The organism is Parvibaculum sp. (genome assembly GCF_002684405.1).
Classification (GTDB): Bacteria; Pseudomonadota; Alphaproteobacteria; order Parvibaculales; family Parvibaculaceae; genus Parvibaculum.
Map to the genome: position 1 here is coordinate 1 of NZ_NYVD01000091.1, position 23,953 is coordinate 23,953.

Below are 23,953 nucleotides of genomic sequence, written 5' to 3' on the forward strand. Positions count from 1 at the left end.
CGCGCATCTCTGCGCGGCCCGTCCGTCATTCGCTTTGCAAGCCTGTCTGGATTACTCCGCCGCCGTCGCCCCGGCACTCATACCCTGGGCGCGGGCGGCGATGCTGGCGATATGGGCGGAGCGGGCATCGAACTCGCGGGCGATGCTCTCGTCTTCATCCTGCAGCGCCTGCACGTCCTGATCGGCATACTGGATGACGCCCATCTCTTCATAGCCCTTGCGGATCTTGTCGCCCCACAGGCCGACATCCTTCACGATGGGCAGGATGCGCGTGAAGAGCGAGTTGCGGAACATCTCCATGAAGCCGGAGTTGTACATATGCTCGCCGCACTTCACCGGGTCGAGGCCGAGATTCTGCCAGACCTCCACCGCGTCGAAACGGTCGCGCATGAGATAGCTCGCTTCCAGCAGGAATTCCTCGCGCTCGTCGCGTTCGGCCTGGGTGAGCTGCGGGTAATAGTCCCGGAGCGCCAGACGCCCGAAGGCGACGTGACGGGATTCGTCCTGCATCACGTAAGCGTTCACCGCCGCGCAAAGCGGGTTCTGCGCATTGTCGCGGATCTGCGCGAAGGAGGCGAGCGCCAGCCCCTCGATCACCACCTGCATGCCGAGATAGGTCATGTCCCAGCGGCTGTCGCGCAGCGTCTGCTCGATGAGGTCCTTCAAAGGCTTCGTCATCGGATAGACGACTTCGAACTTCGACAGGAGCTTCTTGTAGGCCTCCACATGGCGGGCCTCGTCGATCACCTGGGTCGAGGCATAGAACTTGGAGTCCATGTCCGGCACCTGGGTGACGATCTTCGCCGTGCAGATGAGCGCGCCCTGTTCGCCCTGCATGAACTGCGAGAGCTGCCAGGCCTGAAAGTGCTTGCGCACATTGGCCTTCTCCTTGCGCGACATCTTCTCGAATTCGGCCATGCCGTTGATCGGCAGCATCTCGTCGGGAAGCTGTTCGGGATTGTCCTCGTCGAGTTCCTGCGACCAGTCGATGCGGGTTTCCGCATCCCACTGCATCTCCTTGCCCTTCTGGTAAAGGCCCATCATCGCGGTGCGTTCGGGATCGTATTCCCAATTGAACATCGCATCGTAATTCTGCGGGACGTCCCAATGGCTGTCGTCCAACGCAAGCGTGTACATGTCCTTGATCTGCTTCATCTGGTCTCCTCCCCGAGCGATGATGCGTGTGCCGTCTAAATGCGTATCTCAACTACGCACTTGCTAGTCTAGCACCCTGCGCGCCTGACACAAGGGTGGGAACTGGACATATCCCCCCTCGCATCAAGCCGGCACGGGATGAAAACTACCCCAATGGGTGGGTTTTCACTTGAAAAACTCACCCATTGGGTTATATATCGCCTGTGCAGACCGTCGCCGAGACCAGCATCTTCGCAAAAAAGGCCGCCATGCTCCTGAGCGAGGATGAACGGGCCGAACTGATCTCCTATCTGGCGCAGAACCCGGACGCAGGAGATGAAATCAAGGGCACCGGCGGCGTCAGAAAGATGCGCTTCAAGGCGAAGGGCAAAGGGAAATCCGGCGGCGTCCGTGTGATCTATTATTTCTTCAACAAGACGATCCCGCTTTACGCCCTGACGATCTACGGCAAGAACGAGAAGGCCGACCTTTCGGCGGAAGAGAAGAAAATCGTTTCCGCTCTGGCAGCACGTATCAAGGCCACCGCAAAGAAGAAGGAGGCATAAGATGTCCGATCTCGGGAAGGAACTCATCGAGGCGATGGAAGAGGCCGTCGCCCATGCGGAAGGTCGTCCGAACGGCGTTACGTTGCATGAACCCCGCTCCGCCCAGGATGAAATTCGCAATGCGCGTAAGGCCCTGGGCATGACGCAGGCCGCCTTTGCCCCTCTCCTGGGCACCAGCGTGTCCGGGCTTCAGAAATGGGAACAGGGAAAGCGGCAGCCGCCCGGCGCCGTCAAAACGCTGGTGCGGCTTATCGAAATCGCCCCAGAACCCATCAAAACGGCCATCGAGCAGAACAAGGAGCGCATAAGCGCATAGCCGGCACGGCCCCGAGGCAGGGAAAAGGACCGCCCGGGACCGCCGGAATATTGCTGCACCGCAAAAATGCCTTGCATACGCTGTGTCGAGCGCCAATGATCCCGGCAAAACGGTCATGAAACTGTGACCATCACCCCAAGTCGTCCGCGCGCCCTTCGGTGGCAGCCTCAAATCGGGTGCGCGGCATGCGAAAGAGGTGCGCGAATGGCAGCCGTCGAAACCAGCGCCGACAATGGCGCGGAGAAAAAAGACCTGTATGAAGTCGGCGAAGTGCCGCCGCTGGGTCACGTTCCCAAGAACATGTACGCCTGGTCGATCCGGGCCGACCGCCACGGTCCGCCCGAGAGCGCCATGCAGGTCGAGGTCGTTCCCACCTGGGAAATCGACAGCAATGAAGTGCTCGTCCTCGTGATGGCGGCGGGCGTGAACTACAACGGCGTCTGGGCCGCCCTTGGCGAACCCGTCTCCGTCTTCGGGGCGCACAAGAACGACTATCACATCGCAGGCTCCGACGCGGCCGGCATCGTCTGGGCCGTCGGCTCCAAGGTGAAGCGCTGGAAGGTCGGCGACGAAGTCGTCATCCATTGCAACCAGGACGATGGCGACGACGAGGAATGCAATGGCGGCGACCCGATGTTCTCGCCCTCGCAGCGCATCTGGGGCTACGAAACGCCGGACGGCTCCTTCGCGCAGTTCGTGCGCGTGCAGTCGCAGCAGCTCATGCCGCGCCCCAAGCACCTGACCTGGGAAGAGAGCGCCTGCTACACGCTGACGCTCGCCACCGCCTACCGCATGCTGTTCGGCCATCGCCCGCACGGGCTGCAGCCGGGCCAGAACGTGCTGGTCTGGGGCGCGTCGGGCGGCCTCGGCTCCTTTGCCGTGCAGCTCTGCGCGACGGCGGGCGCCCATGCGATCGGCGTCATCTCCGATCCGTCCAAGCATGATTTCGTCATGTCGATGGGCGCGAAGGGCGTCATCAATCGCAAGGACTTCAATTGCTGGGGCCAGCTGCCCAAGGTGAACTCGCCCGAATTCAACGACTTCATGAAAGAGGCGCGGAAATTCGGCAAGGCGATCTGGGACATCACCGGCAAGGGGATCGATCCCGACATCGTGTTCGAGCATCCCGGCGAAGCGACCTTCCCGGTTTCCTGCATGGTGGCCAAGCGCGGCGGCATGGTCGTCTTCTGCGCCGGCACGACGGGCTTCAACCTCACCTTCGATGCGCGCTTCGTCTGGATGCGCCAGAAGCGTATTCAAGGCTCGCATTTCGCACATCTGAAACAGGCAAGCGCGGCGAACCAGCTCGTCATCGAACGCCGCATCGACCCCTGCATGTCGGAAGTCTTCTCCTGGGAAGACATCCCGCGCGCCCACACCAAGATGTGGAAGAACGAGCACCTGCCCGGCAACATGGCCGTGCTGGTGACCGCCCAGCGCCCGGGCCTGCGCAGCTATGAGGATGTGCTGGAGCTTTCGGGGCAGTAAGGGGCTTTCCGCTTTCCTCCGTCATTGCGAGGAGTGAAACGACGAAGCAATCCAGTCCGGCGCCTGCCGCTTCTGGATTGCTTCGCTTGCGCTCGCAATGACGAAGAAGCCGCGGCCCCTATTGCTGCCAGTAATCCTTGGTGAACATGATGAAGACGGTGAGAAGTTCGAGCCGTCCCATCAGCATGCCCGCGCTGAGGAGCCATTTGGCGGCGTCTGGAAGCGTCGCGAAATTGCCGGACGGGCCGACGATGTCGCCGAGACCGGGACCGACATTGCCGACCGCCGTGGCCGAGGCCGAAATCGCCGTCATGAATTCGATCCCCAGCGCGCCCAGCGCCAGCGCGATGCCGAACACGGTGGCGAAATAAAGCACGATGAAAAGACCGACCGAAAAGACGATCTCGCGGTCCACCGTGCGCTCGCCATAGCGCAGCGTCTGCGCCACATGCGGATAGAGCGTCTGGCGCATCTGCGTGCGGAACAGGATGCCGAGAATCTGGAACCGGAAGATCTTGATGCCGCCCGCCGTGGAGCCCGTGCAGCCGCCGACGAATGTCAGCAGGAAGAAGAACATCACCGCGAAATGCGACCACATGGTGTAGTCGGTCGTCGCATAGCCCGTCGTCGTGACGATCGAGACGACGTTGAAGGCCGCGTGGCGCAGCGATTCCAGAAGATCGTAATGCCCGTCCATCCAGATGGACCGGGTGAGGATCAGCACGGCAATGACGATGAAGACAAGAAAGCCGCGCACCTGCGGGTCTTTCCACAACGCATCATGCTCGCCCCGGATCATGTGGATATAGACGACGAGCGGCAGCGAGCCCGCGATCATGAAGACGACCGCGACCCAGCTCAGCCACGGATTGTCGAAATAGCCGAAGGACGCATCATGCGTGGAATAGCCGCCGGTGGAGAGCGTCGTCATGGCATGCGTCATCGCATCGAAGGGCGTCATCCCCCCGAACATGTAGAGCACGGCGCAGAGAAGCGTCAGCAGGAGATAGACCTCCGCGATGGCGAGCGCGATCTGGCCGGGGCGCGGCAGCACCTTTTCGGAGCGGTCGGAACTTTCGGTGCGGAAGAGCTGCATACCGCCGACGCGCAGGAAAGGCAGAATGGCCACCGCGGTAACGATGATGCCGACGCCGCCGATCCATTGCAGAAGCGCGCGCCACAGGAGGATGCCGGGCGGCATCTTGTCGAGGCCTGAAAAGACGGTCGCGCCCGTGGTGGTGACGCCCGAAATCGCCTCGAAAAAGGCGTCGGTATAGCTCACCCCGATCCGGGAAAAGACGAAAGGCAGCGCCGCGAAGGCCGACACGCCGAGCCAGCCCAGCGTCGTCATCATGAAGGTGGCGCGATAGCCGAGATCGCGGTCTTCCGTGCTGAAGGCCAGCATCAGCCCGCCGCCCGCAAAGCCGGTAATGGCGGCAGCAAGCAGGAAGGCCGTCCAGTCGTCGCGCTGCGCCACCAGATCGGCGAGCGCGGGGACCAGCATCAGCACCGCCAGCGCGACCAGCAACGCGCCCAGAACGAGACCGACTACCTTGCCGCTATGCATGAAGTACTCTCATTAGCCGGATATCCCCCGGTCTCCTGGCATTCTTCGGGCCGGCAGGACCCCTCGTCGCAGCCGCGAAGCCGCCTCTTTCTATCCTGACCCGCCGATATGCACAAACCCCGCAAACGGCCCGAAGACCGGGGTGAGGCCAGGCCGGGGCCGGGCCGGGATCGGATCGGAGAGGCAAATATGGCGCAGCGCAGCACTGGCCGCATGCCCCAAGCGCGATATATAAGGGCCTAGTTCCCTCTCACGCATGGGGCCTTCCCTGCGGCCCAGCCGACCCGAAATGAAGAGTATCGCCATGAGCCAGACCAATCCCGCCGTTCTCGACAATCTGATCGGCCTTGCCAAGGAAGCCGTCACGGCGGCCGACAAGCTGCTCGCCAAGGCCCGCGCGGGCGTGCGGGAAAAGGTCGTGGTGAACGGCAAGGTGTCGGCGGCCGCGCTGGAGCGCGAGCAATTCGCCGCCCACGGCCTCGCCTGGATGGCAACCTATGTGGAGGCGCTGCGCCAGCTGGCCGATTATGCCGAGCGCATGACCGGCGAAGGCCGCTTCGGCGAGACCGAAGCGCTGATCGTGCAGATCGCCTTCGGCGAATATCTGCACCAGCTTGCCGGCGGCATTCCAATGAGCCAGGGGGAGATCGTCCGTCCGCGCGATCTCGGCCTGACGTTTGAGGAGATCGAAGCGTTCTTCACCGAGCCGGTGCGGGAGCTGATCGCGAATGGCAATACGGCACAGATCCGCGCCCGCCTCGCCGAAATTCTGGGGACGCAGGCCGGTGCCGCCACTTTTGGCGATGCGGGCCTTGAGGAAACCTATGACGCGATCCGCGACCAGATGCGCCGCTTCGCCGATGCCGAAGTCGTTCCGTATGCGCATGAATGGCATTTGAAGGACGACTACATTCCGCTCGAAGTCGTGTCGCATATGGCCGAACTCGGCGTCTTCGGCCTGACCATTCCGGAGGAATTCGGCGGGCTGGGCCTCGGCAAGGAATCCATGTGCGTCGTCTCGGAGGAACTCTCCCGCGGCTATATCGGCGTCGGCTCGCTGGGCACGCGCTCCGAAATCGCCGCCGAACTCATTCTGGGCGGCGGCACGGACGAGCAGAAGAACAAATGGCTGCCCAAGATCGCGAGCGGCGAAACGCTGCCCACCGCCGTCTTCACCGAACCCAATACGGGCTCCGACCTGGCAAGCCTCAAGACGCGCGCGAAACGCGACGGCGAGACCTACAAGGTCAGCGGCAACAAGACCTGGATCACCCATGCCGCCCGCGCCGACGTGATGACGCTGCTGACGCGCACCAATGACGCGCCGGGCTATAAGGGCCTTTCCATGCTGCTCGCGGAAAAGCCGCGCGGCGACGATAACGAGCCCTTCCCCGCCCCAGGCATGTCGGGCGGCGAGATCGAGGTCCTCGGCTATCGCGGCATGAAGGAATTCGAGATCGGCTTCGACGATTTCGAGGTGAAGGCGGAAAACCTGCTGGGCGGCGAGGAAGGTCAGGGCTTCAAGCAGCTCATGCAGACCTTCGAAAGCGCCCGCATCCAGACGGCGGCCCGCGCGGTCGGCGTCGCGCAATGCGCGCTGGAACTCGGTCTTCGCTATGCGCAGGAACGCATCCAGTTCGGCAAGCCGATTTATGCCTTCCCCCGCGTCTTCGGCAAGCTCGTGATGATGGCGGTGGAAATCATGGTGGCGCGCCAGATCACCTATTTCGCCGCGCGCGAAAAGGATGGCGGTCGGCGCTGCGACCTCGAAGCAGGCATGGCGAAGCTGCTGGCGGCGCGCGTCGCCTGGGCGGCGGCCGACAATGCGCTGCAGATCCATGGCGGCAACGGCTTCGCGCTGGAATATCCGGTGAGCCGCGTGCTCTGCGATGCGCGGATCCTCAACATCTTCGAGGGCGCAGCGGAAATTCAGGCGCAGGTCATCGCCCGGCGCCTGCTGGACGGCGCCAACTGACGAACGCTTCGCCGTATGAACAAACAAGAAAAGCCCGAAAGGGGGCGCTTACATGAGTGAACTTTTCAGCTATCTCGGCCCGCTTGCCGTGCTGGTGGTCGTCATCGTCCTGATCGCCGGCCTCTGGAACATGCTGCGCGGCGGCTCCTCCAGCCGCTCCCAGACGCTGATGCGCTGGCGCGTGGGGCTTCAGTTCGTGGCCATCATCATCCTGATGACCGGCCTCTATTTCGCCAGCCGCTAGGATTTCCGGGATTTCCCGTCCCATCCCTGCACGCCGACCCACACATGTTGCAGTTTTGCATCGGGTGACCTGCGGCAAATCATGTAAATTGCGGCATCTTCCCGGGGTGGGAAGGCAACAAGACAAGAGGATCATCGCAGCTGTGACCAAGTCTCTGAAATCGTCCATTGCCGGTGGCGTGGCCGCGGCATTGGCCCTCGGCACCATCGTCCTTCCCGCAACGACGGCGGATGCCCGCCCGCTCGGCGAAGAAATCCGCATCGGCATCATGGACCATGATACCGGCCTGATCCGCGACCGCCGCGAAACCGACAGCCCGGACATCAATGCCGAAGTGCTGTTCGCCTCGCCGGAATTCCTGGACTGGGCCTATTCGCCCCGCCCGCTGATCGGCGCGACCATCAACACCGATGGCGGCACGAGCCTTGGCTATGCGGGCCTTGGCTGGAACTTCGATCTGGGCAGCAATTTCTTTCTCGACGCGAGCTTCGGCGGCGCCATCCATAATGGCGAGACCGACAAGGTAACGAGTTCCAGCCGCGATTATGGCTGCCGCGTTCAGTTCCACGAAACCTTCTCGATCGGCTACGACCTCAGCGCCAATCACTCGCTGATGGCGACGTTCGAACACATGTCGAATGCCGGTCTCTGCGACAAGAATGACGGCATGACCGATATCGGCATCCGCTACGGCTACCGCTTCTGACCGTACACAGACAATTCACACGGAAAAGGGCTCCCCTCGCGGGAGCCCTTTTTCTTTGAACGTTTAACGACAAAACCCCAAGCAAGTCAGACATGCCTCGACGCCTTTGACATCGCATGTCCCGCAAAGGGTCATGTAGGATTCCATGCAAACGAGCGGGCAAATCAAGAAAACAGGGCAATCATGGAAACGACGACCGGAATCACGAAAACGGCGTGCGCATGCTGCATGGCCGCCGCATTGACACTCGGCACAGCGACGCTTCCCGGCAATTCGGCCGATGCACGCCCCCTCGGCGGCGAGATGCGGATCGGCGTCATGGACCACGATACCGGCCTCATCCGCAAACGCCTCGAGACGGACAGTCCCGACATCAATGCCGAAGTGCTGTTCGCCTCGCCGAAAATCCTCGATTGGGCCTGGTCCCCCCGTCCGCTGGTGGGCGCCACCATCAACACCGGCGGCGGCACCAGCCTTGGCTATGCCGGTCTCGGCTGGAACTTCGATCTCGGCAACAACTTCTTCTTCGACGCAAGCGTGGCCGGCGCCATCCACAATGGCGAGACGGACAAGGTGACGACTTCCAGCCGCGACTATGGATGCCGCCTGCAGTTCCACGAAACCGTCTCGCTCGGCTACGACGTGAACGAACACCATTCGCTCATGGCCACCTTCGAGCACATGTCGAACGCCTATCTGTGCGATTCCAATGACGGCATGAACAATATCGGCGTCCGCTACGGCTATCGCTTCTAGGCCGGACGCAAAAAGCTGGAATGGAAAGGGTTCCCTTGCGGGAGCCCTTTTTCTTTCCGCCGTCGCGCCAATATGAAAAGCTCAAGCCGAAACGGGAGGACGCCATGGCAGAACAAATTTCGCCTGAGGAACATCCGAAGAAATCCGTCACGGTGCATGGCAAGACCATGCGCTATGTGGAAATGGGCGACGGCGATCCCATCGTCTTCCTTCATGGCAACCCCACCTCCTCCTATCTCTGGCGCAATGTGATGCCGCATCTGAAAGGTCAGGGCCGCTGCATCGCGCCCGACCTCATCGGCATGGGCGACAGCGACAAGCTCGAGGAGAGCGGACCGGAGAGCTATCGCTTCGTGGACCACCGCAAATATCTGGACGGCATTCTGGAGGCGCTCGGCGTGACGGAAAACGTCACCCTCGTCATCCATGACTGGGGCTCCGCGCTCGGCTTCGACTGGGCGAACCGCCACAGGGAGGCGATGAAAGGCATCGCCTATATGGAAGCCATCGTGCGCCCCATGCGCTGGGACGAATGGAACCCGGATGCGCGGCCTATCTTCGAGGCCTTCCGCTCGCCCGCGGGCGAGGAGATGATTCTCGAAAAGAACCTGTTCATCGAGCGCGTGCTGCCGGGCTCGGTCCTGCGCGGGCTGAGCGAGGCGGAAATGGCGGTCTATCGCCGTCCCTTCGCCGAGGCCGGCGAAAGCCGACGCCCGACGCTCACCTGGCCGCGCCAGATCCCGCTCGACGGCGAACCGGCGGACGTGGCCGACATCGTGTCCGACTATGCGGCCTGGATGGCCGAAAACGATTTGCCCAAGCTCTTCGTCAATGCCGAGCCGGGCGCCATCCTGATCGGCGCCCAGCGCGAGTTCTGCCGTGGCTGGAAGAACCAGACCGAAGTGACCGTGAAGGGCAGCCATTTCATCCAGGAAGACAGCCCGCATGAGATCGGCGAGGCGATTGCCAGTTTCGTCTCCGGGCTCCGATAGCTCAAAACAGAAATATTTTTCTTTGAAACGATAAAATATTGCTGTAAGACAGGTTTCATCGTCCTTTCCGATGGAGTCCTCCCATGTCCCGCAGCAGCACCGCCACCAAACGCCGCGCCCGCATCCGGCGCGTGAGCCGCATCATGGAGTGGGTGCTGCTGGCCACCATTCTCGCCCTGCCGGTCCTCCTCGCCATCGGATGGGCGATGGTGGATAGGCCGGGCGGAGACGGCCTGCTTGCGGATTTCGTCAGCCGGGAAATCGCCGGGAGCGGACCGCTTTCAGTGCAGGATCGCGTCCTCGGCTTCCTCGCATCCCTCGTGCCGCTGTCCGTGATCCTGATTGGCCTTCGGCACCTGCGGGCTCTCTTCTCGCAGTACGGCGACGGCAGGATCTTCGGGCCGGCCAATGCGCGTCATTTCCGCGGACTTGCAATCGCCCTCCTGTGTTGGGTGCCGGCGCAATTCGTCGGTGACGCACTGGCGTCCCTCGCCGTCAGCCTCGACAACGCGCCCGGCCACCGTTTCATCAGCCTTGGCCTGTCGAGCAGCGACCTCGCCCTCACGCTGATCGGCGCGACCGTGCTCATACTGTCATGGGTGATGGTTGAAGCCGCCGAGATCGCCGACGACAACGCACGGATCATCTGATGCCCATAACAGTTACGCTGGATGTGATGCTCGCGCGCCGGAAGATGAAGAGCCGAGAGCTCGCGGAATCCGTGGGGATCACCGAAGCGAACCTCTCGCTCCTCAAGTCCGGACGGGTCAAGGGCGTGCGGTTTTCCACGCTTGAGGCGATCTGCCGGGCACTCGACTGCCAGCCCGGCGACCTGCTCGCCTACGAACCGGACAGCGGTTCGGACGAATAGGAAAAACGGCATTGCCCGCCGTCGATGCAGCTAGCGCATTCGCAGCGCCCTGCTCTCCTCGTCCCATCGCCAGACCGGCGCACCAGGCAGAAGCCGGACGCCGCCGACCCAGCGTTCGGGCGGCGACAGAGACATATAGTCGAGCCGCCCGTCGAGACAGGCGCGGCCCGCATCGGTGAGGGAGACCTCACGCTTCGGCCAGTCTTCGCCGGGCGCGATCTCCAGCAGCGGTTCGGCGCATCGCGTCATCTCCCGCAGGATGTGCCAGAACATGAGATCGCCCAGCCAGGGCAGCGGCTCATAGCCCCGCATCAGCGCCGCGAAAATGCGTCCCGCCGTGAGCCGCCCCCGGTCATGGAGAATGCGCAGGATCAGCCGCTGGGTGAGGGAGAGACCGTCCGCCACGCCCGGCAGCTCCTGCACATGCCGGTTAAGCGCCGCCCCCATGAAGGGAAGCGGCAGCGCTCCGTTTTCCGCAATGGTCCAGAGGCCGGTCGGATCGCCTGCCCGCAAGGCCGCCCAGATACGCGCGCCCAGCGCCAGTTGCGCCTCCGTTACGGCAGTACGCGAAGACCAGAGCATATGCAGCGCCTCGGGCGGCAACTGCCCGATCCCGATGAAACGCTCGGCGCCGGGAAAGCTGTCCGTGGAGACAAGCTCGATCCGTGGCCGCCCCCGCATGTCGCTAAAGGCGGCGAGCACACGCGCAAGGATAAGCTGGTCGTAGCTGTCATGCTCGAACCAGAGGACGACGCGCTCATAATCGGCCGCCTGCGCCAGCCCCTCCTCTTCCGCCATCAGCCCGGCGCGGATATCGCTTTTCGGCCGGTCCATTTCCTCGCCATAGGCCTCGGCCAGAAAATCGGCGCGCCGCGCCAGCCAGTCGCCATCCGGCGTCACCGGGCCCTGACAGAAGGGATTGGAATATTCCAGGAAGCGCCCTTCGAAACCGGCAAGCGTCAACGCCTCGCCGATATCATTGCCGCAGCGGATGTGAAGCGTGCGCCTATCCGCGTCTGAAATGTTTCCGCCGCGAATGAGCCGGGTGGACGCATCGAGCGCCTCGATATGCGCTTTGAGTTTCGGCCAGCTCGGCAGGCCGAGTTCGCGGGCGATCACGAATTGCGCGTCGGCCAGCTTCAAAGGCGCGCTCAGCGTCTCCCGCCACACATGCACGCGCGACAGGGCATCTGCATTATCTGCATTGAAAGCGCGCTGCAGCTCGCGGGCGCGCTTCTTCTGCTGGTCGAGATTGAGTCGGAAAGGATTGGCCGCAAAGGCGGCGGTGTCTGAATCGGTCATGGCCGGTTCCTCTTCATCGCGTCCGCGCCCGCCGGATCAGACAGAAAAGGAAACCGCAAAATGGGTCTTTCTTGTCGTCAGGCCGGGGCGCTGCCCTTTCCGCGGGTCATGGAGGCTTCGGCCGAGCCTTGAGGGAAGATTCGCGCATGGTCGCCGAAAGATCAAGATGGCCGCCGAAAATTGCGAGCCATTAGCACTTGCCTCGCGCGCCCGGTCACGCGAGTCTGTGTCGTCGCCCAAGGCGGCAGGCCCGACATGGAAATTGGCTAAAAGGGGGAGACACGATGTCTTCGAACACGACCACAAGCGAAGTGACGAGTTTCGACAAGGGGCGCCGCGTCTATCACTGGGCGGCGGCGGTGCTCGTCCTGCTCATGATCCTGGGCGGCTTCACCATGACCCGGGCAACCTCGACCATTCACTTCGGCGTCGGCATCATCGTGCTGGCGCTCATGGTGCTCTGGCTTGCCTGGAGAGCCGGCCATCCCCGGCCCGATTTCCTGCCCATGCCGCGCTGGCAGCAGATTCTCGCCACATCCGTGCATCACCTGCTGATGCTCACCCTGACGTTGCAGGCGATTTTCGGCCTGATGATGATCTCCTTCCATGAGAAGTCGATCAACGCCTTCTGGGTGATCCCGCTCCATATCGTGCAGAACGACACGCTGCACTACATCGGCCATGAGGCGCATGAGATCAACGCCTTCATCATTTGCGGCCTGCTGGTGCTGCATATCGGCGGCGCGCTCTACCACCACTTCATCATGAAGGACGCAACGCTGACCCGGATGAAATCCGGCAACGCCTGAGCCCGCCTTCCGCTTCCCCCCCCTGCCCCCATTTCCGGGCCGGAGACGACATGGTCACGCTGAACAAGATCTATACCCGCACCGGCGACAAGGGCGACACGGCCCTTGCCACCGGCGAACGCGTACCCAAACACGCGCTCCGGATCGAAAGCTACGGCACGACGGACGAACTGAACGCCGTTCTCGGCATCGCGCGTCTTCATACGCAAGATATGCCCGACCTCGACGCCATGCTCTCGCGTATCCAGAACGACCTCTTCGACCTCGGGGCCGACCTTGCAACGCCCTATAAGGGGCCGAACGAGCAGGAAGAGCTGGGCTACGAACCGCTCAGGATCATCGCAAGCCAGGTCGAACGGCTCGAAACCGAGATCGACCGCATGAACGGCGAGCTGGAGCCGCTGCGCTCCTTCATCCTGCCCGCCGGACATGAGGCCGCGGCCCATCTGCACCATGCCCGGACGGTGTGCCGCCGGGCCGAACGGGTCGCCGCCGCGCTGGCAGGCGAAGCCGGCGAGAAAATCAGCGAGGCCTGCCTGCAATATCTCAACCGGCTCTCGGATTTTCTTTTCGTCGCAGCGCGTTACGTCAACAAGGCCGAAGGCGACGGCGACGTGCTCTGGGTCCCGGGCGGCAGCCGCTAAAGACGCCGCAACCCCTCCGGCACGCCTTCCCTTACGTCGCGGGAAGCGCACCTGCCCGCAGGGCCCCCCTCGCGTTGACAGGGGCATATCCTCACACTAGGTTGCCGCACCGCAGCAGCTGTCTATCTCTTTACAGACAGCCGGAGTTTCCCCCGAGGAACAGCGATTTCCGCCGCATGTCCGCCATGCGAGGAGGGCTGGGCCGAAGGATTTGAGACCGTCGCTTCGCCGGCCAGGCGGAGTGGAACCGATAAGGACCGGACCACCGGTCAGGAGCCAACGGTAACGGCAGAACCGGCCCCGGATTCCGGGAAATCCGGCCACGCCCGAGAACCGGTGCAACGCGCAGGGAGTTCACCTCAATGAAAGTGCTCGTTCCGATCAAGCGGGTTGTCGACTACAACGTGAAAATCCGTGTGAAGTCGGATGGCAGCGGCGTCGACCTCGCCAATGTGAAGATGTCCATGAACCCGTTCGATGAAATCGCCGTTGAAGAGGCGGTTCGTCTGAAGGAAGCGGGCAAGGCCACTGAAGTCGTCGCCGTATCGATCGGCGTCGCGCAGTCGACCGAAACCATCCGCACCGCGCTCGCCATGGGCGCCGACCGCGGCATCCTGGTGAAGACGGACGATGTGGTCGAACCCATCAACGTCGCCAAGATCCTGAAAGGGATTGCGGAAGAAGAAAAGCCGGACCTCATCATCCTCGGCAAGCAGGCCATCGACGATGACTGCAACCAGACCGGCCAGATGCTGGCCGCGCTTCTGGGCTGGGCGCAGGGCACCTTCGCCTCCAAGGTCGAGGTCGACGGCGAAACGCTCAACCTGACGCGCGAAATCGACGGCGGCCTTCAGACGCTGAAGCTGAAGATGCCGGCCATCGTGACCGCCGACCTTCGCCTCAACGAGCCGCGCTATGCGTCTCTGCCCAACATCATGAAGGCGAAGAAGAAGCCGATCGACGAAAAGGCGCCCGCCGATTTCGGCGTGGACATCAAGCAGCACCTTGAAGTGCTGAAGGTGACCGAGCCGCCGCAGCGCGAAGCCGGTATCAAGGTTGAATCTGTTCAGGAGCTCGTTTCGAAGCTCAAGGAAGCGGGAGTGATCGGATGACCACGCTTGTATTTGCAGACCACAACAACACCGATCTCGGCGACGCGACGGCCAAGACCGTCACCGCCGCGACGAAGATCGGCGGCGACGTGCATGTGCTCGTCGCGGGCAAGGGCTGCGACGCCGTTGCCGAAGCCGCCGCGAAGCTGGACGGCGTCTCCAAGGTCCTCGTGGCCGACGACGCCCAGTACGAGCATCCGGTTGCCGAACCGCTCGCCGCTCTCCTGGTGAAGCTCGCCGGCTCCTACGACGCGATCCTGTCGCCCGCCACCACCATCGGCAAGAACTTCATGCCGCGCGTGGCCGCCCTTCTCGATGTCGCGCAGATCTCCGACATCGTGGGCGTGGAAAGCGCCGACACGTTCGAGCGTCCGATCTATGCCGGTAACGCCATCCAGACCGTGAAATCGACCGACGCCAAGAAGGTCATCACCGTGCGCACCACCGCCTTCCCGGCGGCGGGCGACGGCGGCTCGGCCTCGGTGGAGAAGGTCGAGGCGGCCGAGAACCCGGGTCTTTCCGAATTCGTGAGCGAAGAGCTGACGAAGTCGGACCGTCCGGAACTGACGGCGGCCAAGGTCATCATCTCCGGTGGCCGCGGCATGCAGAACGGCGAGAACTTCGCCATGCTCGAAAAGGTCGCCGACAAGCTCGGCGCCGCGGTCGGCGCCTCGCGCGCGGCTGTGGATGCGGGCTTCGTGCCGAACGACTATCAGGTCGGCCAGACCGGCAAGATCGTCGCGCCCGAGCTTTACATCGCCGTCGGCATTTCCGGCGCGATCCAGCATCTGGCGGGCATGAAGGACAGCAAGGTCATCGTCGCCATCAACAAGGACGAGGAAGCCCCGATCTTCCAGGTCGCCGATTACGGCCTGGTCGCGGACCTCTTCCAGGCGGTGCCGGAGCTGGAAGAAGCGCTCGGCTGAGCCTTCCGCCGTTCCACACAACGAAATCAGGCGCTGTTCCCCCGGGAACAGCGCCTTTTTCATGCCCGATATGTCCCCCGCCATATTGCGCAGCGCAGCAATCCATGGAAAACCTGTAAATGGGGCACGGATAGCGCGGTCGGAAAACCGCGCCGCGTCCCTATGCGTTTTGTGTATCATTCGCGGGGGATCGGCTGTCGCCCCTCCCCCGGGCCAAGCGGGACGGATGCGAAATGAAGGTTCGGAAAGTCGGTGTGATCGGCGCGGGTCAGATGGGCAACGGCATCGCCCATGTCTGCGCCCTGGCGGGCTATGAGGTCGCGCTCAACGATATGACCGAAGAGCGCATCGAGGCGGGCCTTGCGACCATCAACGGCAACATGACGCGCCAGGCAAGCTCCGGCCGCATCAGCGAGGCCGACAAGGAAGCAGCCCTCGACCGCATCTCCGCCGCCGCCGACTACACCGCCTTCGAGGATGCGGATGTCGTGATCGAATCCGCCACCGAAAAGGAAGAGGTCAAACGCGCCATCTTCGCCGATCTCTGCCCGCATCTGCGCGAAGACGCCTTTATCGCCACCAATACCTCCTCGATCTCCATCACCCGGCTGGCCGCCTCCACGGACCGGCCGGAACGCTTTATGGGCGTCCATTTCATGAACCCCGTACCGGTGATGGAGCTGGTGGAGCTGGTGCGCGGCATCGCCACCGACGACGAAACCTTCGATTTCTTCCAGGATTTCGCCAAATCGCTGGGCAAGGAAGTGGCCAATGCCGAGGACTTCCCGGCCTTCATCGTGAACCGCATCCTGCTGCCCATGATCAACGAGGCCGTCTATACGCTTTACGAGGGCGTGGGCTCGGTGGAGAGCATCGACAAGGCCATGAAGCTCGGCGCGAACCACCCGATGGGGCCGCTGCAACTGGCCGATTTCATCGGCCTCGACACCTGCCTCTCCATCATGCAGGTGCTCTATGACGGGCTCGCGGACAGCAAATACCGCCCCTGCCCGCTGCTGGTGAAATATGTCGAGGCCGGCTGGCTGGGCCGCAAGGCGCAGCGCGGCTTCTACGATTATCGCGGCGAACACCCCGTTCCTACGCGATAGGACCGCCTGTGCAAACAGGCGGGAACAACATACGGGAGAACGGATTTGTCGTTCTCTCCCTTCTCCTATATGTCGCGCTCAGCCTGACAAAAATGCAGGCCTATCTGCCGGATGGCAGATTCTGGGCGGAAGAAGGATGCAGATTCTACCCTCATATCGCCCTCCTCCCCGCATTTGAAAAGTTCTTCTTCGTCTTCAATGGCCATCTGGAACTTGTCGCCAATATCATCACGGCGGGAGCGACGATGGCGGATTTCAAATATGCGCCGCTGGTCACGACCTATTCGTCATTCGCGCTCCAGACGATCCCCGTCTTCCTGATCGTCTGGATGCACAGATCGCTGGGAATCCGGGGTTGGCTCCTGCCGATTCTCGTCCTCATCATCGTCGGCCTGCCCCAATCGCCTGAAGTGTGGGCCAATACGGCGAATCTTCAGTTTCATTTTTCTCTGCTCGCCGCCCTGATCGCGGTGCTGCCGGTCCGGACGGGCATTGGGAAACACGCCTTCCGGCTGTTGCTCCTCCTGTCGGGTCTGAGCGGAATTCCGGCAAACTTCGTGGCCCCGGCTTTTCTCTATCTGGCCGCGAATAATGGCGACAGGGAGCGCTGGATCCAGTTTTCCATCCTCGCCGCCACGAGCCTGCTTCAACTCGCCATCATCGCAACGCACGGTTTCGACACCGGGGATCGGAGCCTCACGGCCAACCCGCTTCTCTACTGGCTTCCCGTGATCAGCCAGCAGGTCGTGGGGCCGCTTCTGGGCCCCGATATCGGGGAACCTTTCGCTCTCATCCTGCGCGACGCCCTCGCGCAACGATCCGGTGCGATCTTCCTCGGGATCATCTGTTCGATCCCGTTCTTCTACATCGTCCGGCGCGAAATCAATGCGGGCACCGACACCTCCCGGACCGCTGTAATATGCGCGGCGCTGCTATCGGTGCTGGGAACCGCTGCGGCCCTTGGCGACAAGACGGAGCTGATCTCCACCACATTCTCGGGACGTTATTTCTTCGCCTCGAATGTCCTGCTGACCGTCTATGCGCTCAGCCGTTTCAACCGAAACATCTTCTATCTCGGGGCCGTTCTGATGCTGCTGATTTCCTCCATGCATAATGTCGACCAATATCTCGGAGGCCCGGATTGGCGCACGGAATATGAAAGAGCGCAGGACGCCCGGAGCAAGACCGTGAACATCTGGCCTTATGGCTGGGAAATGCCCAATTTTGCGCTCGGCCCGACGCCTTCAGACGCCCGGTCGCCTTGCAGGTCAGGACGCCCTGCATCCGCCCCCTCCGGGGCATTCCAGCCGAAATGACAGCAATTCGTTAACCCGCCCCCATCTAGCATATGGATATTCATGAGAGGGGCCCATGGCCCCGGGGGCAGGCTCGATGGGATCGCTGGCACTAGGTTCCGGCACGCCACATTTTATCGAAGGCCAGATCGAGTATATGGACTGGCCCGGGCACCCGCTTGCCCGGGAACTGGCGAATTACTGGATCGCCAAACGCGGCGACCGGACGATGCCGCTCCGCGAAGAAATCCGCCCCTCCGAAATCCGCGCCCTGCTGCCCTATCTCGTCATCAATCAGGTTCTGGAGGATGGCACCGACTTCCTGATCCGGCTCTTCGGCACCGAACTGATCAAGATCGCGGGCGAGGAGCGGACCGGCAAGCGCGTCTCGGAGATCGGCGGCGCGCCGGAAACGCACGACATTCGCCGCCGGACACAGGAACGCTGGATGGAAATCAACCGCCGCACCTATGAGACCGCCGCGCCCGTCTATGCCCGCGTCATCATGCTGAACGAGCAAAACGCCTGCCGCGACGCCCATATCGTCGCCGCGCCGCTGACCGTGACCGGCCAGGGCGTGGAACAGATCCTCGGCGGGATTTTCAGCGCGCCTGCGAAGGACCTCGGGAGAGACTGAAAGACGGAACAGTGGCTGGTCCCGAAAAGGACCTCCCGCTATGATTACCCGGTGCCGTGCGCGGCTCCATCAAGAGACATCCGATGCTCCGCGTGACCGTCCCGAAAGCCGGCTCCTTTCTCCTGAAGATAAGACGGCAGCCGCAACCACTTCCCTTTGTTCGAATGGAGCTGGAGACGGAAGATGGGAAGAAGCGCGCCTTCTTCGTGCCCGCTCTGCCGCTTTCCCGCTATGTCCTGAATGTCTCCGGCCCTGCCCGCCTCACGGTGGAGGGCACCGGCCTTGAAAGCGCGAAGCTGCGTCGCTTGCCTCCCCTCAGGGCCCGCATCCTTACTAGGCGGAAAAAGGACCGCGCACTCGCCTTGCCCCTCGCCGAGGGGTCCTGCCTCATACCGCTGATCAACGGCGCGGGCCCCAAAGGCAAGGAACTGAGCAAGTCGCTGAAGCTCATCCGTAATTGGGGTTTCTCGCTGACCAGCGACAATCTGCAACGCTCACCCGGCCCGCTGGACAACATCCTCCCCGATCCGCCAAAAGCCCCGGCCACAAGCCCCCCGGCAGGAACCACGCCTCGCTTCGCGGTGGTACTGCATCTCTACTATCGGGACCTCTGGCCGGAGTTCGAATCCCGTTTGCTTTCGCTCGACGAGCCTTTTCACCTCATCGTCACGACGACGCAAAAGGATCGAGGCTTTGAAAATGCGGTGCGGGCTGCATTCCCCGACGCACAGATCCTCGTCTACGAGAACAGGGGGCGGGACATCGGCCCCTTCATGCAATTGCTGCATGATGGCTATCTCGATCGCTTCCCGTTCATATGCAAGCTGCATGGCAAACGCTCCGGCGAAAGCGGACCGCGCGCCTTGTTCGGCACGGTATGGCGTCTCACCCACATCGCCGATCTGATCGGAACGAAAGAACAGGTAAAATCGATTCTCGCCCGCTTCGAAGCCGACCCCAGACTGGGCATGATCGGCTCACCGCGTTTCCGGGTCCCCAACGAATATATCGGCCCTGAGGCCGCCTGGGCGAAAAACAGGGAGATGACGCTGCATCTGGCAGCGAAACTTGGCATCGCGGAGGACGATTTCAGGCTCGACTTCTTCGCGGGGACCATGTTCTGGATACGGCGCGAAGCGTTGAATGTCGTGCGCGAGCTTGGCCTTACCCTGGACGACTTTCCGCTGGAAACCGGCACCGTGGATGGCGAACTCGCACATGCCCTGGAGCGCCTTTTCGGCGCCTTACCCCATCGAGACGGAATGACTACAGAATATGTCTCCATTATGATTGAATAACACGGAGCACATACGACCGTGTCCGCTGAGGCATGGGGCCGGGGGAGCGGCGAACACGAATAATGACCAATATTTCGTTTCAGAGAGACGAAAACGATCTGCCACTGATTGTCGATCTCGATCGCACGCTTCTGCGAACAGACACACTGATCGAGCAGTTCCTCATCCTGTTCCTCGCCGCGCCGCGAAAGGCGCTGAGCGCGCTGCACAAGCTGCGCAAGGGAAAGGCATTCTTCAAGGAAGCGGTCATCGACCTTTCGCCTGTGAGCCCCGACGCTCTCGTGCTGAATGAAGAGCTGCTCGGTTACCTCCTGGAACAGCGTGAAAAGGGACGGCCGCTTCACCTCATCACCGCGGCCGACCAGCGCGGGGCCGACGCCGCTGCCCAGAAAGTGCGCATATTCGACCAGGTGATCGGCAGCAGTGACGGACACAACCTGAAAGGCGCGAACAAGCGCGACTACCTGCTGGAGGATGGCCACCGCACCTATGAGACCGCCGTACCCGTCTATGCCCGCGTCATCATGCTGAACGAGAAAAACTCCAGCCGCGCGCCCCATGTCGTAGCCCCACCGCTGACCGTGCAGGGAAACGCCGTCAAGCAGATCCCCGGATGGATATTCACGACGCCGGTGGGGTCTAACACTCTTCCCGCATTTACGGGCCGCTTGCCAAAACCGCCCCAATCAGATTCGGTATCGAAAGCGCCTGTCCTTACAACAGCACCCCGCCCTTGCCGGAAAGTGTAAGACAAGAAATGACATCCGACTTCGATCCCAACCAGTTCTCCGACAATGTGGTGTTCAGACTCGCGCAGAACAGGACTTTTTCTCTGTCCTTCGAAACGGCGCGCAAGATCATGATCGTGGTGGTGCCGGAACACGCCACGATAAGCGGCGGCATTCTTTCCTTCTTTACCATCGCCCAAACGATGAAGAAGTTGAAAAAGAGTCACGGCTATGAAGTGCTGACGATGACTCGATTCAATCCGCAGGAACTGACCTATATCCGCAATCTGAATTTCGTGAATTCGGAAACCGTCTACAGATTCGACCAGATCACGCGGTGCCGCGGCTGCCAGGATATGTACATCCATGTGCCCGAATGTTTCGCAGCGAGCTTCTACGACGACCTGACGGCCGAACTCAGGGACTACATCACCTCGCGCGAAACCGTGCACATCAACATCCTCAACCAGAACACGGAATTGATGCCGGAGCGAGAGGGCTTCGCCGACCTCTATCAGCTGACGGACAACATAAGTCAGTCCGTGGCGCATGAAGCCTATTTCTCTCAGCAGCACGCGGACCGCTACAATCTGCCGACCCTGTTCCTGCCCGCCTATATCGATCTAGGCGGCACCCGCAGGGCAGACTTCGATCAAAAAGAAAAGCTCATCATCTATTCGCCCGACGAGGCGGCACACCGGGACGCCTGCCTTTCGAAGCTGCGAAACGAACTGCCCGATTTTCAGCTGGTTGAAATCCGCGACATCACCTTCGAGAACTTTGTCGATCTCGCCACGCGGTGCCTGTTCTCCATTTCCTTCGGCGAGGGCTTCGATGGGTATGTCCTGCATCCGATCCATCAGGGCAGCATCGGCCTGACGGCCTATCGGGAGGAATTCTTCCCGTCTCGCAACTTCTGCGAATACCCGAATATTTTTGAAACGCCTGCAAAGATGGTCGAGGACATCGCTTCGTTCATCCGGGAATATTCGGCCAACCGCGATGCATATGAAAATCTCGCATCCCGCTTGCGCGGCGAGTATGACCGCCTCTACGGCATCGACAGATATGTGGCGTGCCTCACGGCCCTTGCACAGCGCAAGTTCGATTTCTATCCGCACAGGTGAAACGAACGGTGCCGGCTAAAGGGCGCCGCTCCTACTTGCCGATATGCGCCGGGTTTCCGTACACGGTAGCACCCTCGGGAACGTCCTTGGTAACCACAGCCCCCATGCCGACAACCGAATTGGCGCCGATAATCAGGGGACGACCAAGGTTTCCCGGCCGCAGGATCGCCCCCGTCCCGATATAGGCTCCGTTCCCGATCTGAACATTGCCGTTGCAGCATACCCTCGGCGCAAACGTGACGTAGTCTCCGATGACGCAATCGTGAGCCACGTAGGAGTAGATGTTGCACTGGAAGAACTTTCCGATTGCGGCATCGGAGGTGATCATCGTATGAGCGCAAAAGATCGCGCCTTCGGAAATCCTGTTCCGCTCATATTCGATGCAGTCCGGCGACCTGATCTCCACGGGCACGGCGCCACAATCCAGAAGCTTTTCGGCGAGCCGCCGGCGATGACCGGAATCGCCAAGCGCAACATTGAAGAATTTCGCCTCGCATTCGAGTGCCATGAACGCCCCTTCCGAGATAACCGGCCAGCTGCCAACCATGGACCGGGAAGGCTCCGTCTCTACAAAGCAGACCTCAACGTCTACATCGGACAGAAGATCCGCCTTCTGAGCAAGCTGCATTCTGAGGACGGGGGCGAGTTCGCGTGCAAACGAGCCTGCGCCGTAGATGCCGACGACAACTTTCTCGTATTCGCAAAACGTATCAACAGTCGCCCGCATTTACCTTCCTCCTTTGACAAACCCCTCAAACGCACAACTCCGCTCAAGCCTGAAGACCCTCCTCAGCCCATAACCAGGCAGCAGACGACTAGCCCTTCCGGCTCAGTATCCCGTTCATCAGCATTTCGACTTCCTGCATATCCACAGGGCGATATGGTTCGCGCTCGGTTCGATAAACGGCAGGGTATCTGTTCCGGTTTACGGGCAGCCCCTCAAAGGCAGGGTGCCACAGGCGCGACATCATCCCGAAAATCCCCTCTTCGGAAATCAATACCTGCGGCGTAGCCGCTCCAGTGATGGCTTCGCGCGCCTCCTCATCCCAGGACCTGTCGAGCGTGAAGTCCGCATTCGCATAGCGGTCGATGGTGAGAGGGGAGACCGTCGGATAGGACACGCCGAACCGCTCGAAAACCGTTCGATTGTCGTAAAATGCCTTCTGGATATAGGTCGAACCCGTTTTCACTGTCCCGGTATGAACGAAGACCGTCGGTGCCTGAATACTCCTCATCGATAATGCTCTGGCTTTTTGCTTATGTTGTAATTTCGCCAATGACAGACACTCCCGGCAATCGAGAGTAGCCCTATTTCATATCCCGGGAAGAGCCGCCGGCAAATCTCGCATGTTCTTCCGCAACACGTTTTCATATTTTGGCCCTGCCTTCCAGAAAGCCTGCCGAGAACACCTTCATATGCCTCCCCCAAACCGGCGACATGACGTTATGCCCCCCCCTCACGCCATGCAGACGTGGCCGGGCGAGACAGGCCCCGGCCAACGCCGCCTGAGCACCGATTTGTCCACCGGCAGCGCGATTGCGTGACTGTCAAACTACACAGGATCGATTACACTCTGTCGCATCCTTCACCTGCTTCGACCGGGCAACCCGCCGCCTCGATGCCGGCTCCAGGAGAGCAAAAGCGAAACGAACACCACCGCGCCTCACTACCAGCGCCGGCGGATATTTGTTTCAAAGATGATTCGAATTTGGGGAATGAGCATGAGAAGTCCGCACAGGGTCTATGAAACAGATTATTTCGACGCGCCCGGCGACTCCCGCCCAAGAGGTTCCTTCCTTGTCGACTTCACCGAATTGGTCGATCAATGCCTCAGCAAACCCGCCCGGGAGGAAGATCCCCGGAGGCGGGTCAACATGCCGCCCGAACCCTATCGGCCCGACGAGTCGATGCAGCCGGAAGAACTGAAGCAGCGAGCGCTCGATCTCGTATCGGAGAATCTTCCGAAGTGGGAATGGCTGTACGCCCGATTGAACGATCTGGATTCAAAACGCCTCCTCCTTCTGGTCCTTGCCTATCGAAGCATCGGATGGAAATATGTCCGCCTGCCGCTGGACAATGACGAATTCTGGTCTGCCATGGCCGAGATCGGCGTGACGGCGGAAAGCGAAGGCGTGCCCGATTTCGTGCTCGAGAAGGGGCTTCGCCGCTTCAACCTGCGTAAAATCGACCGCGAGTTGAGCGTATTGTCGGATCCGTTCGGCGTATTCAATGAATTCGTCTATCCGCAATACCACTACCGCGGCTGGACGAACGTGGTGACGCCGGAACCCGGCGACTATGTCATCGATTGCGGCGCCTGCTACGGCGGCACGACCCTGAACTTTGCCGA

Annotated in this window: 26 protein-coding genes; 21 read left to right on the top strand and 5 right to left on the bottom strand. The window is 61.5% G+C overall.

Translation table 11 applies throughout. From position 1 onward, the window contains the following. Positions 1–51: 51 nt before the first annotated feature. Positions 52–1,155, bottom strand: coding sequence for a ferritin-like domain-containing protein (locus tag CMI59_RS08220; protein WP_293327102.1), 1,104 nt, complete (start codon positions 1,153–1,155; stop codon positions 52–54). 185 nt (positions 1,156–1,340) lie between these two features. Between CMI59_RS08220 and CMI59_RS08225 the strand changes: the two genes are divergently transcribed. The 3 genes from CMI59_RS08225 (at position 1,341) to ccrA (ending at position 3,504) form a co-directional block, all read left to right on the top strand. After that, complete coding sequence (locus CMI59_RS08225) at positions 1,341–1,700, top strand: type II toxin-antitoxin system RelE/ParE family toxin (RefSeq protein ID WP_293327104.1); 360 nt, start codon at positions 1,341–1,343, stop codon at positions 1,698–1,700. 1 nt (position 1,701) lies between these two features. Further along, positions 1,702–2,016, top strand: a complete 315-nt coding sequence (locus CMI59_RS08230; protein WP_293327106.1) for a helix-turn-helix domain-containing protein — start codon at positions 1,702–1,704, stop codon at positions 2,014–2,016. A gap of 204 nt (positions 2,017–2,220) precedes the next feature. Then, positions 2,221–3,504: a crotonyl-CoA carboxylase/reductase gene (ccrA, locus tag CMI59_RS08235; protein ID WP_293327109.1), complete on the top strand. Its 1,284-nt coding sequence runs from the start codon at positions 2,221–2,223 to the stop codon at positions 3,502–3,504. A gap of 118 nt (positions 3,505–3,622) precedes the next feature. Here ccrA and CMI59_RS08240 read toward each other — a convergent pair whose 3' ends face one another. Then, positions 3,623–5,071, bottom strand: a complete 1,449-nt coding sequence (locus CMI59_RS08240) for a TrkH family potassium uptake protein (protein ID WP_293327111.1) — start codon at positions 5,069–5,071, stop codon at positions 3,623–3,625. Positions 5,072–5,375: 304 nt separating this feature from the next. On the opposite strand from CMI59_RS08240, the gene CMI59_RS08245 reads away from it, so the two are divergent. The 7 genes from CMI59_RS08245 to CMI59_RS08275 all read left to right on the top strand — a co-directional run bounded on the left by CMI59_RS08245 (position 5,376) and on the right by CMI59_RS08275 (position 10,615). After that, positions 5,376–7,046 carry an acyl-CoA dehydrogenase family protein gene (locus CMI59_RS08245; protein ID WP_293327114.1) on the top strand — a complete coding sequence of 557 codons (1,671 nt, stop codon included), beginning with the start codon at positions 5,376–5,378 and terminating at the stop codon, positions 7,044–7,046. Between the two features lie 52 nt (positions 7,047–7,098). Next, positions 7,099–7,290 (top strand): twin transmembrane helix small protein, encoded by a 192-nt coding sequence (locus CMI59_RS08250; RefSeq protein WP_293327116.1) that lies wholly within the window; start codon positions 7,099–7,101, stop codon positions 7,288–7,290. Positions 7,291–7,432: 142 nt separating this feature from the next. Further along, positions 7,433–7,996 carry an acyloxyacyl hydrolase gene (locus tag CMI59_RS08255; RefSeq protein ID WP_293327118.1) on the top strand — a complete coding sequence of 188 codons (564 nt, stop codon included), beginning with the start codon at positions 7,433–7,435 and terminating at the stop codon, positions 7,994–7,996. Positions 7,997–8,224: 228 nt separating this feature from the next. Continuing rightward, on the top strand, positions 8,225–8,752 hold the full coding sequence (locus CMI59_RS08260) for an acyloxyacyl hydrolase (protein WP_293327121.1): 528 nt from the start codon (positions 8,225–8,227) through the stop codon (positions 8,750–8,752). A gap of 104 nt (positions 8,753–8,856) precedes the next feature. Then, on the top strand, positions 8,857–9,744 hold the full coding sequence (locus CMI59_RS08265; RefSeq protein WP_293327123.1) for a haloalkane dehalogenase: 888 nt from the start codon (positions 8,857–8,859) through the stop codon (positions 9,742–9,744). Positions 9,745–9,827: 83 nt separating this feature from the next. Continuing rightward, a complete protein-coding gene (locus CMI59_RS08270; RefSeq protein WP_293327126.1) occupies positions 9,828–10,394 on the top strand; it encodes a DUF2975 domain-containing protein in 567 nt (188 codons plus the stop codon). Then, positions 10,394–10,615: a helix-turn-helix transcriptional regulator gene (locus tag CMI59_RS08275; RefSeq protein WP_293327129.1), complete on the top strand. Its 222-nt coding sequence runs from the start codon at positions 10,394–10,396 to the stop codon at positions 10,613–10,615. The genes CMI59_RS08270 and CMI59_RS08275 overlap by 1 nt, the downstream gene beginning before the upstream one ends. A gap of 30 nt (positions 10,616–10,645) precedes the next feature. Here CMI59_RS08275 and CMI59_RS08280 read toward each other — a convergent pair whose 3' ends face one another. After that, complete coding sequence (locus CMI59_RS08280; RefSeq protein WP_293327132.1) at positions 10,646–11,917, bottom strand: DUF1835 domain-containing protein; 1,272 nt, start codon at positions 11,915–11,917, stop codon at positions 10,646–10,648. A 284-nt stretch (positions 11,918–12,201) separates the two neighbouring features. On the opposite strand from CMI59_RS08280, the gene CMI59_RS08285 reads away from it, so the two are divergent. The 10 genes from CMI59_RS08285 to CMI59_RS08330 all read left to right on the top strand — a co-directional run bounded on the left by CMI59_RS08285 (position 12,202) and on the right by CMI59_RS08330 (position 21,602). Continuing rightward, on the top strand, positions 12,202–12,726 hold the full coding sequence (locus CMI59_RS08285; RefSeq protein WP_293327134.1) for a cytochrome b/b6 domain-containing protein: 525 nt from the start codon (positions 12,202–12,204) through the stop codon (positions 12,724–12,726). A 50-nt stretch (positions 12,727–12,776) separates the two neighbouring features. Further along, positions 12,777–13,370 carry a cob(I)yrinic acid a,c-diamide adenosyltransferase gene (locus CMI59_RS08290; protein WP_293327137.1) on the top strand — a complete coding sequence of 198 codons (594 nt, stop codon included), beginning with the start codon at positions 12,777–12,779 and terminating at the stop codon, positions 13,368–13,370. Between the two features lie 362 nt (positions 13,371–13,732). Further along, entirely contained in the window at positions 13,733–14,482 is a 750-nt protein-coding gene (locus tag CMI59_RS08295; RefSeq protein ID WP_293327140.1) for an electron transfer flavoprotein subunit beta/FixA family protein, read from the top strand. Next, positions 14,479–15,408, top strand: a complete 930-nt coding sequence (locus CMI59_RS08300; protein ID WP_293327142.1) for an FAD-binding protein — start codon at positions 14,479–14,481, stop codon at positions 15,406–15,408. Before CMI59_RS08295 ends, CMI59_RS08300 begins: the two co-directional genes overlap by 4 nt. Positions 15,409–15,641: 233 nt before the next feature. Then, complete coding sequence (locus CMI59_RS08305) at positions 15,642–16,517, top strand: 3-hydroxybutyryl-CoA dehydrogenase (protein WP_293327144.1); 876 nt, start codon at positions 15,642–15,644, stop codon at positions 16,515–16,517. Positions 16,518–16,609: 92 nt separating this feature from the next. Next, positions 16,610–17,833, top strand: coding sequence for a hypothetical protein (locus CMI59_RS08310; RefSeq protein ID WP_293327147.1), 1,224 nt, complete (start codon positions 16,610–16,612; stop codon positions 17,831–17,833). 55 nt (positions 17,834–17,888) lie between these two features. Then, on the top strand, positions 17,889–18,449 hold the full coding sequence (locus CMI59_RS08315) for a PAS domain-containing protein (RefSeq protein WP_293327149.1): 561 nt from the start codon (positions 17,889–17,891) through the stop codon (positions 18,447–18,449). Between the two features lie 83 nt (positions 18,450–18,532). Next, complete coding sequence (locus CMI59_RS08320) at positions 18,533–19,747, top strand: rhamnan synthesis F family protein (protein WP_293327151.1); 1,215 nt, start codon at positions 18,533–18,535, stop codon at positions 19,745–19,747. A gap of 62 nt (positions 19,748–19,809) precedes the next feature. Next, the gene (locus CMI59_RS08325; RefSeq protein ID WP_293327153.1) at positions 19,810–20,496 is read left to right on the top strand and encodes a hypothetical protein; all 687 of its coding nucleotides are present in this window, start codon (positions 19,810–19,812) and stop codon (positions 20,494–20,496) included. An 8-nt stretch (positions 20,497–20,504) separates the two neighbouring features. Further along, positions 20,505–21,602, top strand: a complete 1,098-nt coding sequence (locus CMI59_RS08330) for a hypothetical protein (protein WP_293327156.1) — start codon at positions 20,505–20,507, stop codon at positions 21,600–21,602. Positions 21,603–21,633: 31 nt separating this feature from the next. Here CMI59_RS08330 and CMI59_RS08335 read toward each other — a convergent pair whose 3' ends face one another. Both CMI59_RS08335 and CMI59_RS08340 read right to left on the bottom strand, forming a co-directional pair. Then, positions 21,634–22,329, bottom strand: a complete 696-nt coding sequence (locus CMI59_RS08335) for an acetyltransferase (protein ID WP_293327158.1) — start codon at positions 22,327–22,329, stop codon at positions 21,634–21,636. 88 nt (positions 22,330–22,417) lie between these two features. Continuing rightward, a complete protein-coding gene (locus tag CMI59_RS08340) occupies positions 22,418–22,837 on the bottom strand; it encodes a hypothetical protein (protein WP_293327160.1) in 420 nt (139 codons plus the stop codon). A gap of 640 nt (positions 22,838–23,477) precedes the next feature. Here CMI59_RS08340 and CMI59_RS08345 point away from each other — a divergent pair. Further along, positions 23,478–23,953, top strand: a 476-nt coding sequence (locus CMI59_RS08345; protein ID WP_293327163.1) for a hypothetical protein, incomplete at its 3' end; no start/stop codon positions are given.

Coding starts and splice junctions, on each gene's coding strand:
- CMI59_RS08220 (WP_293327102.1), bottom strand. CDS start 1,155: ATGAAGCAGATCAAGGACATGTACACGCTTGCGTTGGACGACAGCCAT.
- CMI59_RS08230 (WP_293327106.1), top strand. CDS start 1,702: ATGTCCGATCTCGGGAAGGAACTCATCGAGGCGATGGAAGAGGCCGTC.
- ccrA (WP_293327109.1), top strand. CDS start 2,221: ATGGCAGCCGTCGAAACCAGCGCCGACAATGGCGCGGAGAAAAAAGAC.
- CMI59_RS08240 (WP_293327111.1), bottom strand. CDS start 5,071: ATGCATAGCGGCAAGGTAGTCGGTCTCGTTCTGGGCGCGTTGCTGGTC.
- CMI59_RS08245 (WP_293327114.1), top strand. CDS start 5,376: ATGAGCCAGACCAATCCCGCCGTTCTCGACAATCTGATCGGCCTTGCC.
- CMI59_RS08250 (WP_293327116.1), top strand. CDS start 7,099: ATGAGTGAACTTTTCAGCTATCTCGGCCCGCTTGCCGTGCTGGTGGTC.
- CMI59_RS08260 (WP_293327121.1), top strand. CDS start 8,225: ATGGCCGCCGCATTGACACTCGGCACAGCGACGCTTCCCGGCAATTCG.
- CMI59_RS08265 (WP_293327123.1), top strand. CDS start 8,857: ATGGCAGAACAAATTTCGCCTGAGGAACATCCGAAGAAATCCGTCACG.
- CMI59_RS08270 (WP_293327126.1), top strand. CDS start 9,828: ATGTCCCGCAGCAGCACCGCCACCAAACGCCGCGCCCGCATCCGGCGC.
- CMI59_RS08275 (WP_293327129.1), top strand. CDS start 10,394: ATGCCCATAACAGTTACGCTGGATGTGATGCTCGCGCGCCGGAAGATG.
- CMI59_RS08280 (WP_293327132.1), bottom strand. CDS start 11,917: ATGACCGATTCAGACACCGCCGCCTTTGCGGCCAATCCTTTCCGACTC.
- CMI59_RS08285 (WP_293327134.1), top strand. CDS start 12,202: ATGTCTTCGAACACGACCACAAGCGAAGTGACGAGTTTCGACAAGGGG.
- CMI59_RS08290 (WP_293327137.1), top strand. CDS start 12,777: ATGGTCACGCTGAACAAGATCTATACCCGCACCGGCGACAAGGGCGAC.
- CMI59_RS08295 (WP_293327140.1), top strand. CDS start 13,733: ATGAAAGTGCTCGTTCCGATCAAGCGGGTTGTCGACTACAACGTGAAA.
- CMI59_RS08300 (WP_293327142.1), top strand. CDS start 14,479: ATGACCACGCTTGTATTTGCAGACCACAACAACACCGATCTCGGCGAC.
- CMI59_RS08305 (WP_293327144.1), top strand. CDS start 15,642: ATGAAGGTTCGGAAAGTCGGTGTGATCGGCGCGGGTCAGATGGGCAAC.
- CMI59_RS08310 (WP_293327147.1), top strand. CDS start 16,610: ATGCAGGCCTATCTGCCGGATGGCAGATTCTGGGCGGAAGAAGGATGC.
- CMI59_RS08315 (WP_293327149.1), top strand. CDS start 17,889: ATGGCCCCGGGGGCAGGCTCGATGGGATCGCTGGCACTAGGTTCCGGC.
- CMI59_RS08320 (WP_293327151.1), top strand. CDS start 18,533: ATGCTCCGCGTGACCGTCCCGAAAGCCGGCTCCTTTCTCCTGAAGATA.
- CMI59_RS08325 (WP_293327153.1), top strand. CDS start 19,810: ATGACCAATATTTCGTTTCAGAGAGACGAAAACGATCTGCCACTGATT.
- CMI59_RS08330 (WP_293327156.1), top strand. CDS start 20,505: ATGACATCCGACTTCGATCCCAACCAGTTCTCCGACAATGTGGTGTTC.
- CMI59_RS08335 (WP_293327158.1), bottom strand. CDS start 22,329: ATGCGGGCGACTGTTGATACGTTTTGCGAATACGAGAAAGTTGTCGTC.
- CMI59_RS08340 (WP_293327160.1), bottom strand. CDS start 22,837: ATGAGGAGTATTCAGGCACCGACGGTCTTCGTTCATACCGGGACAGTG.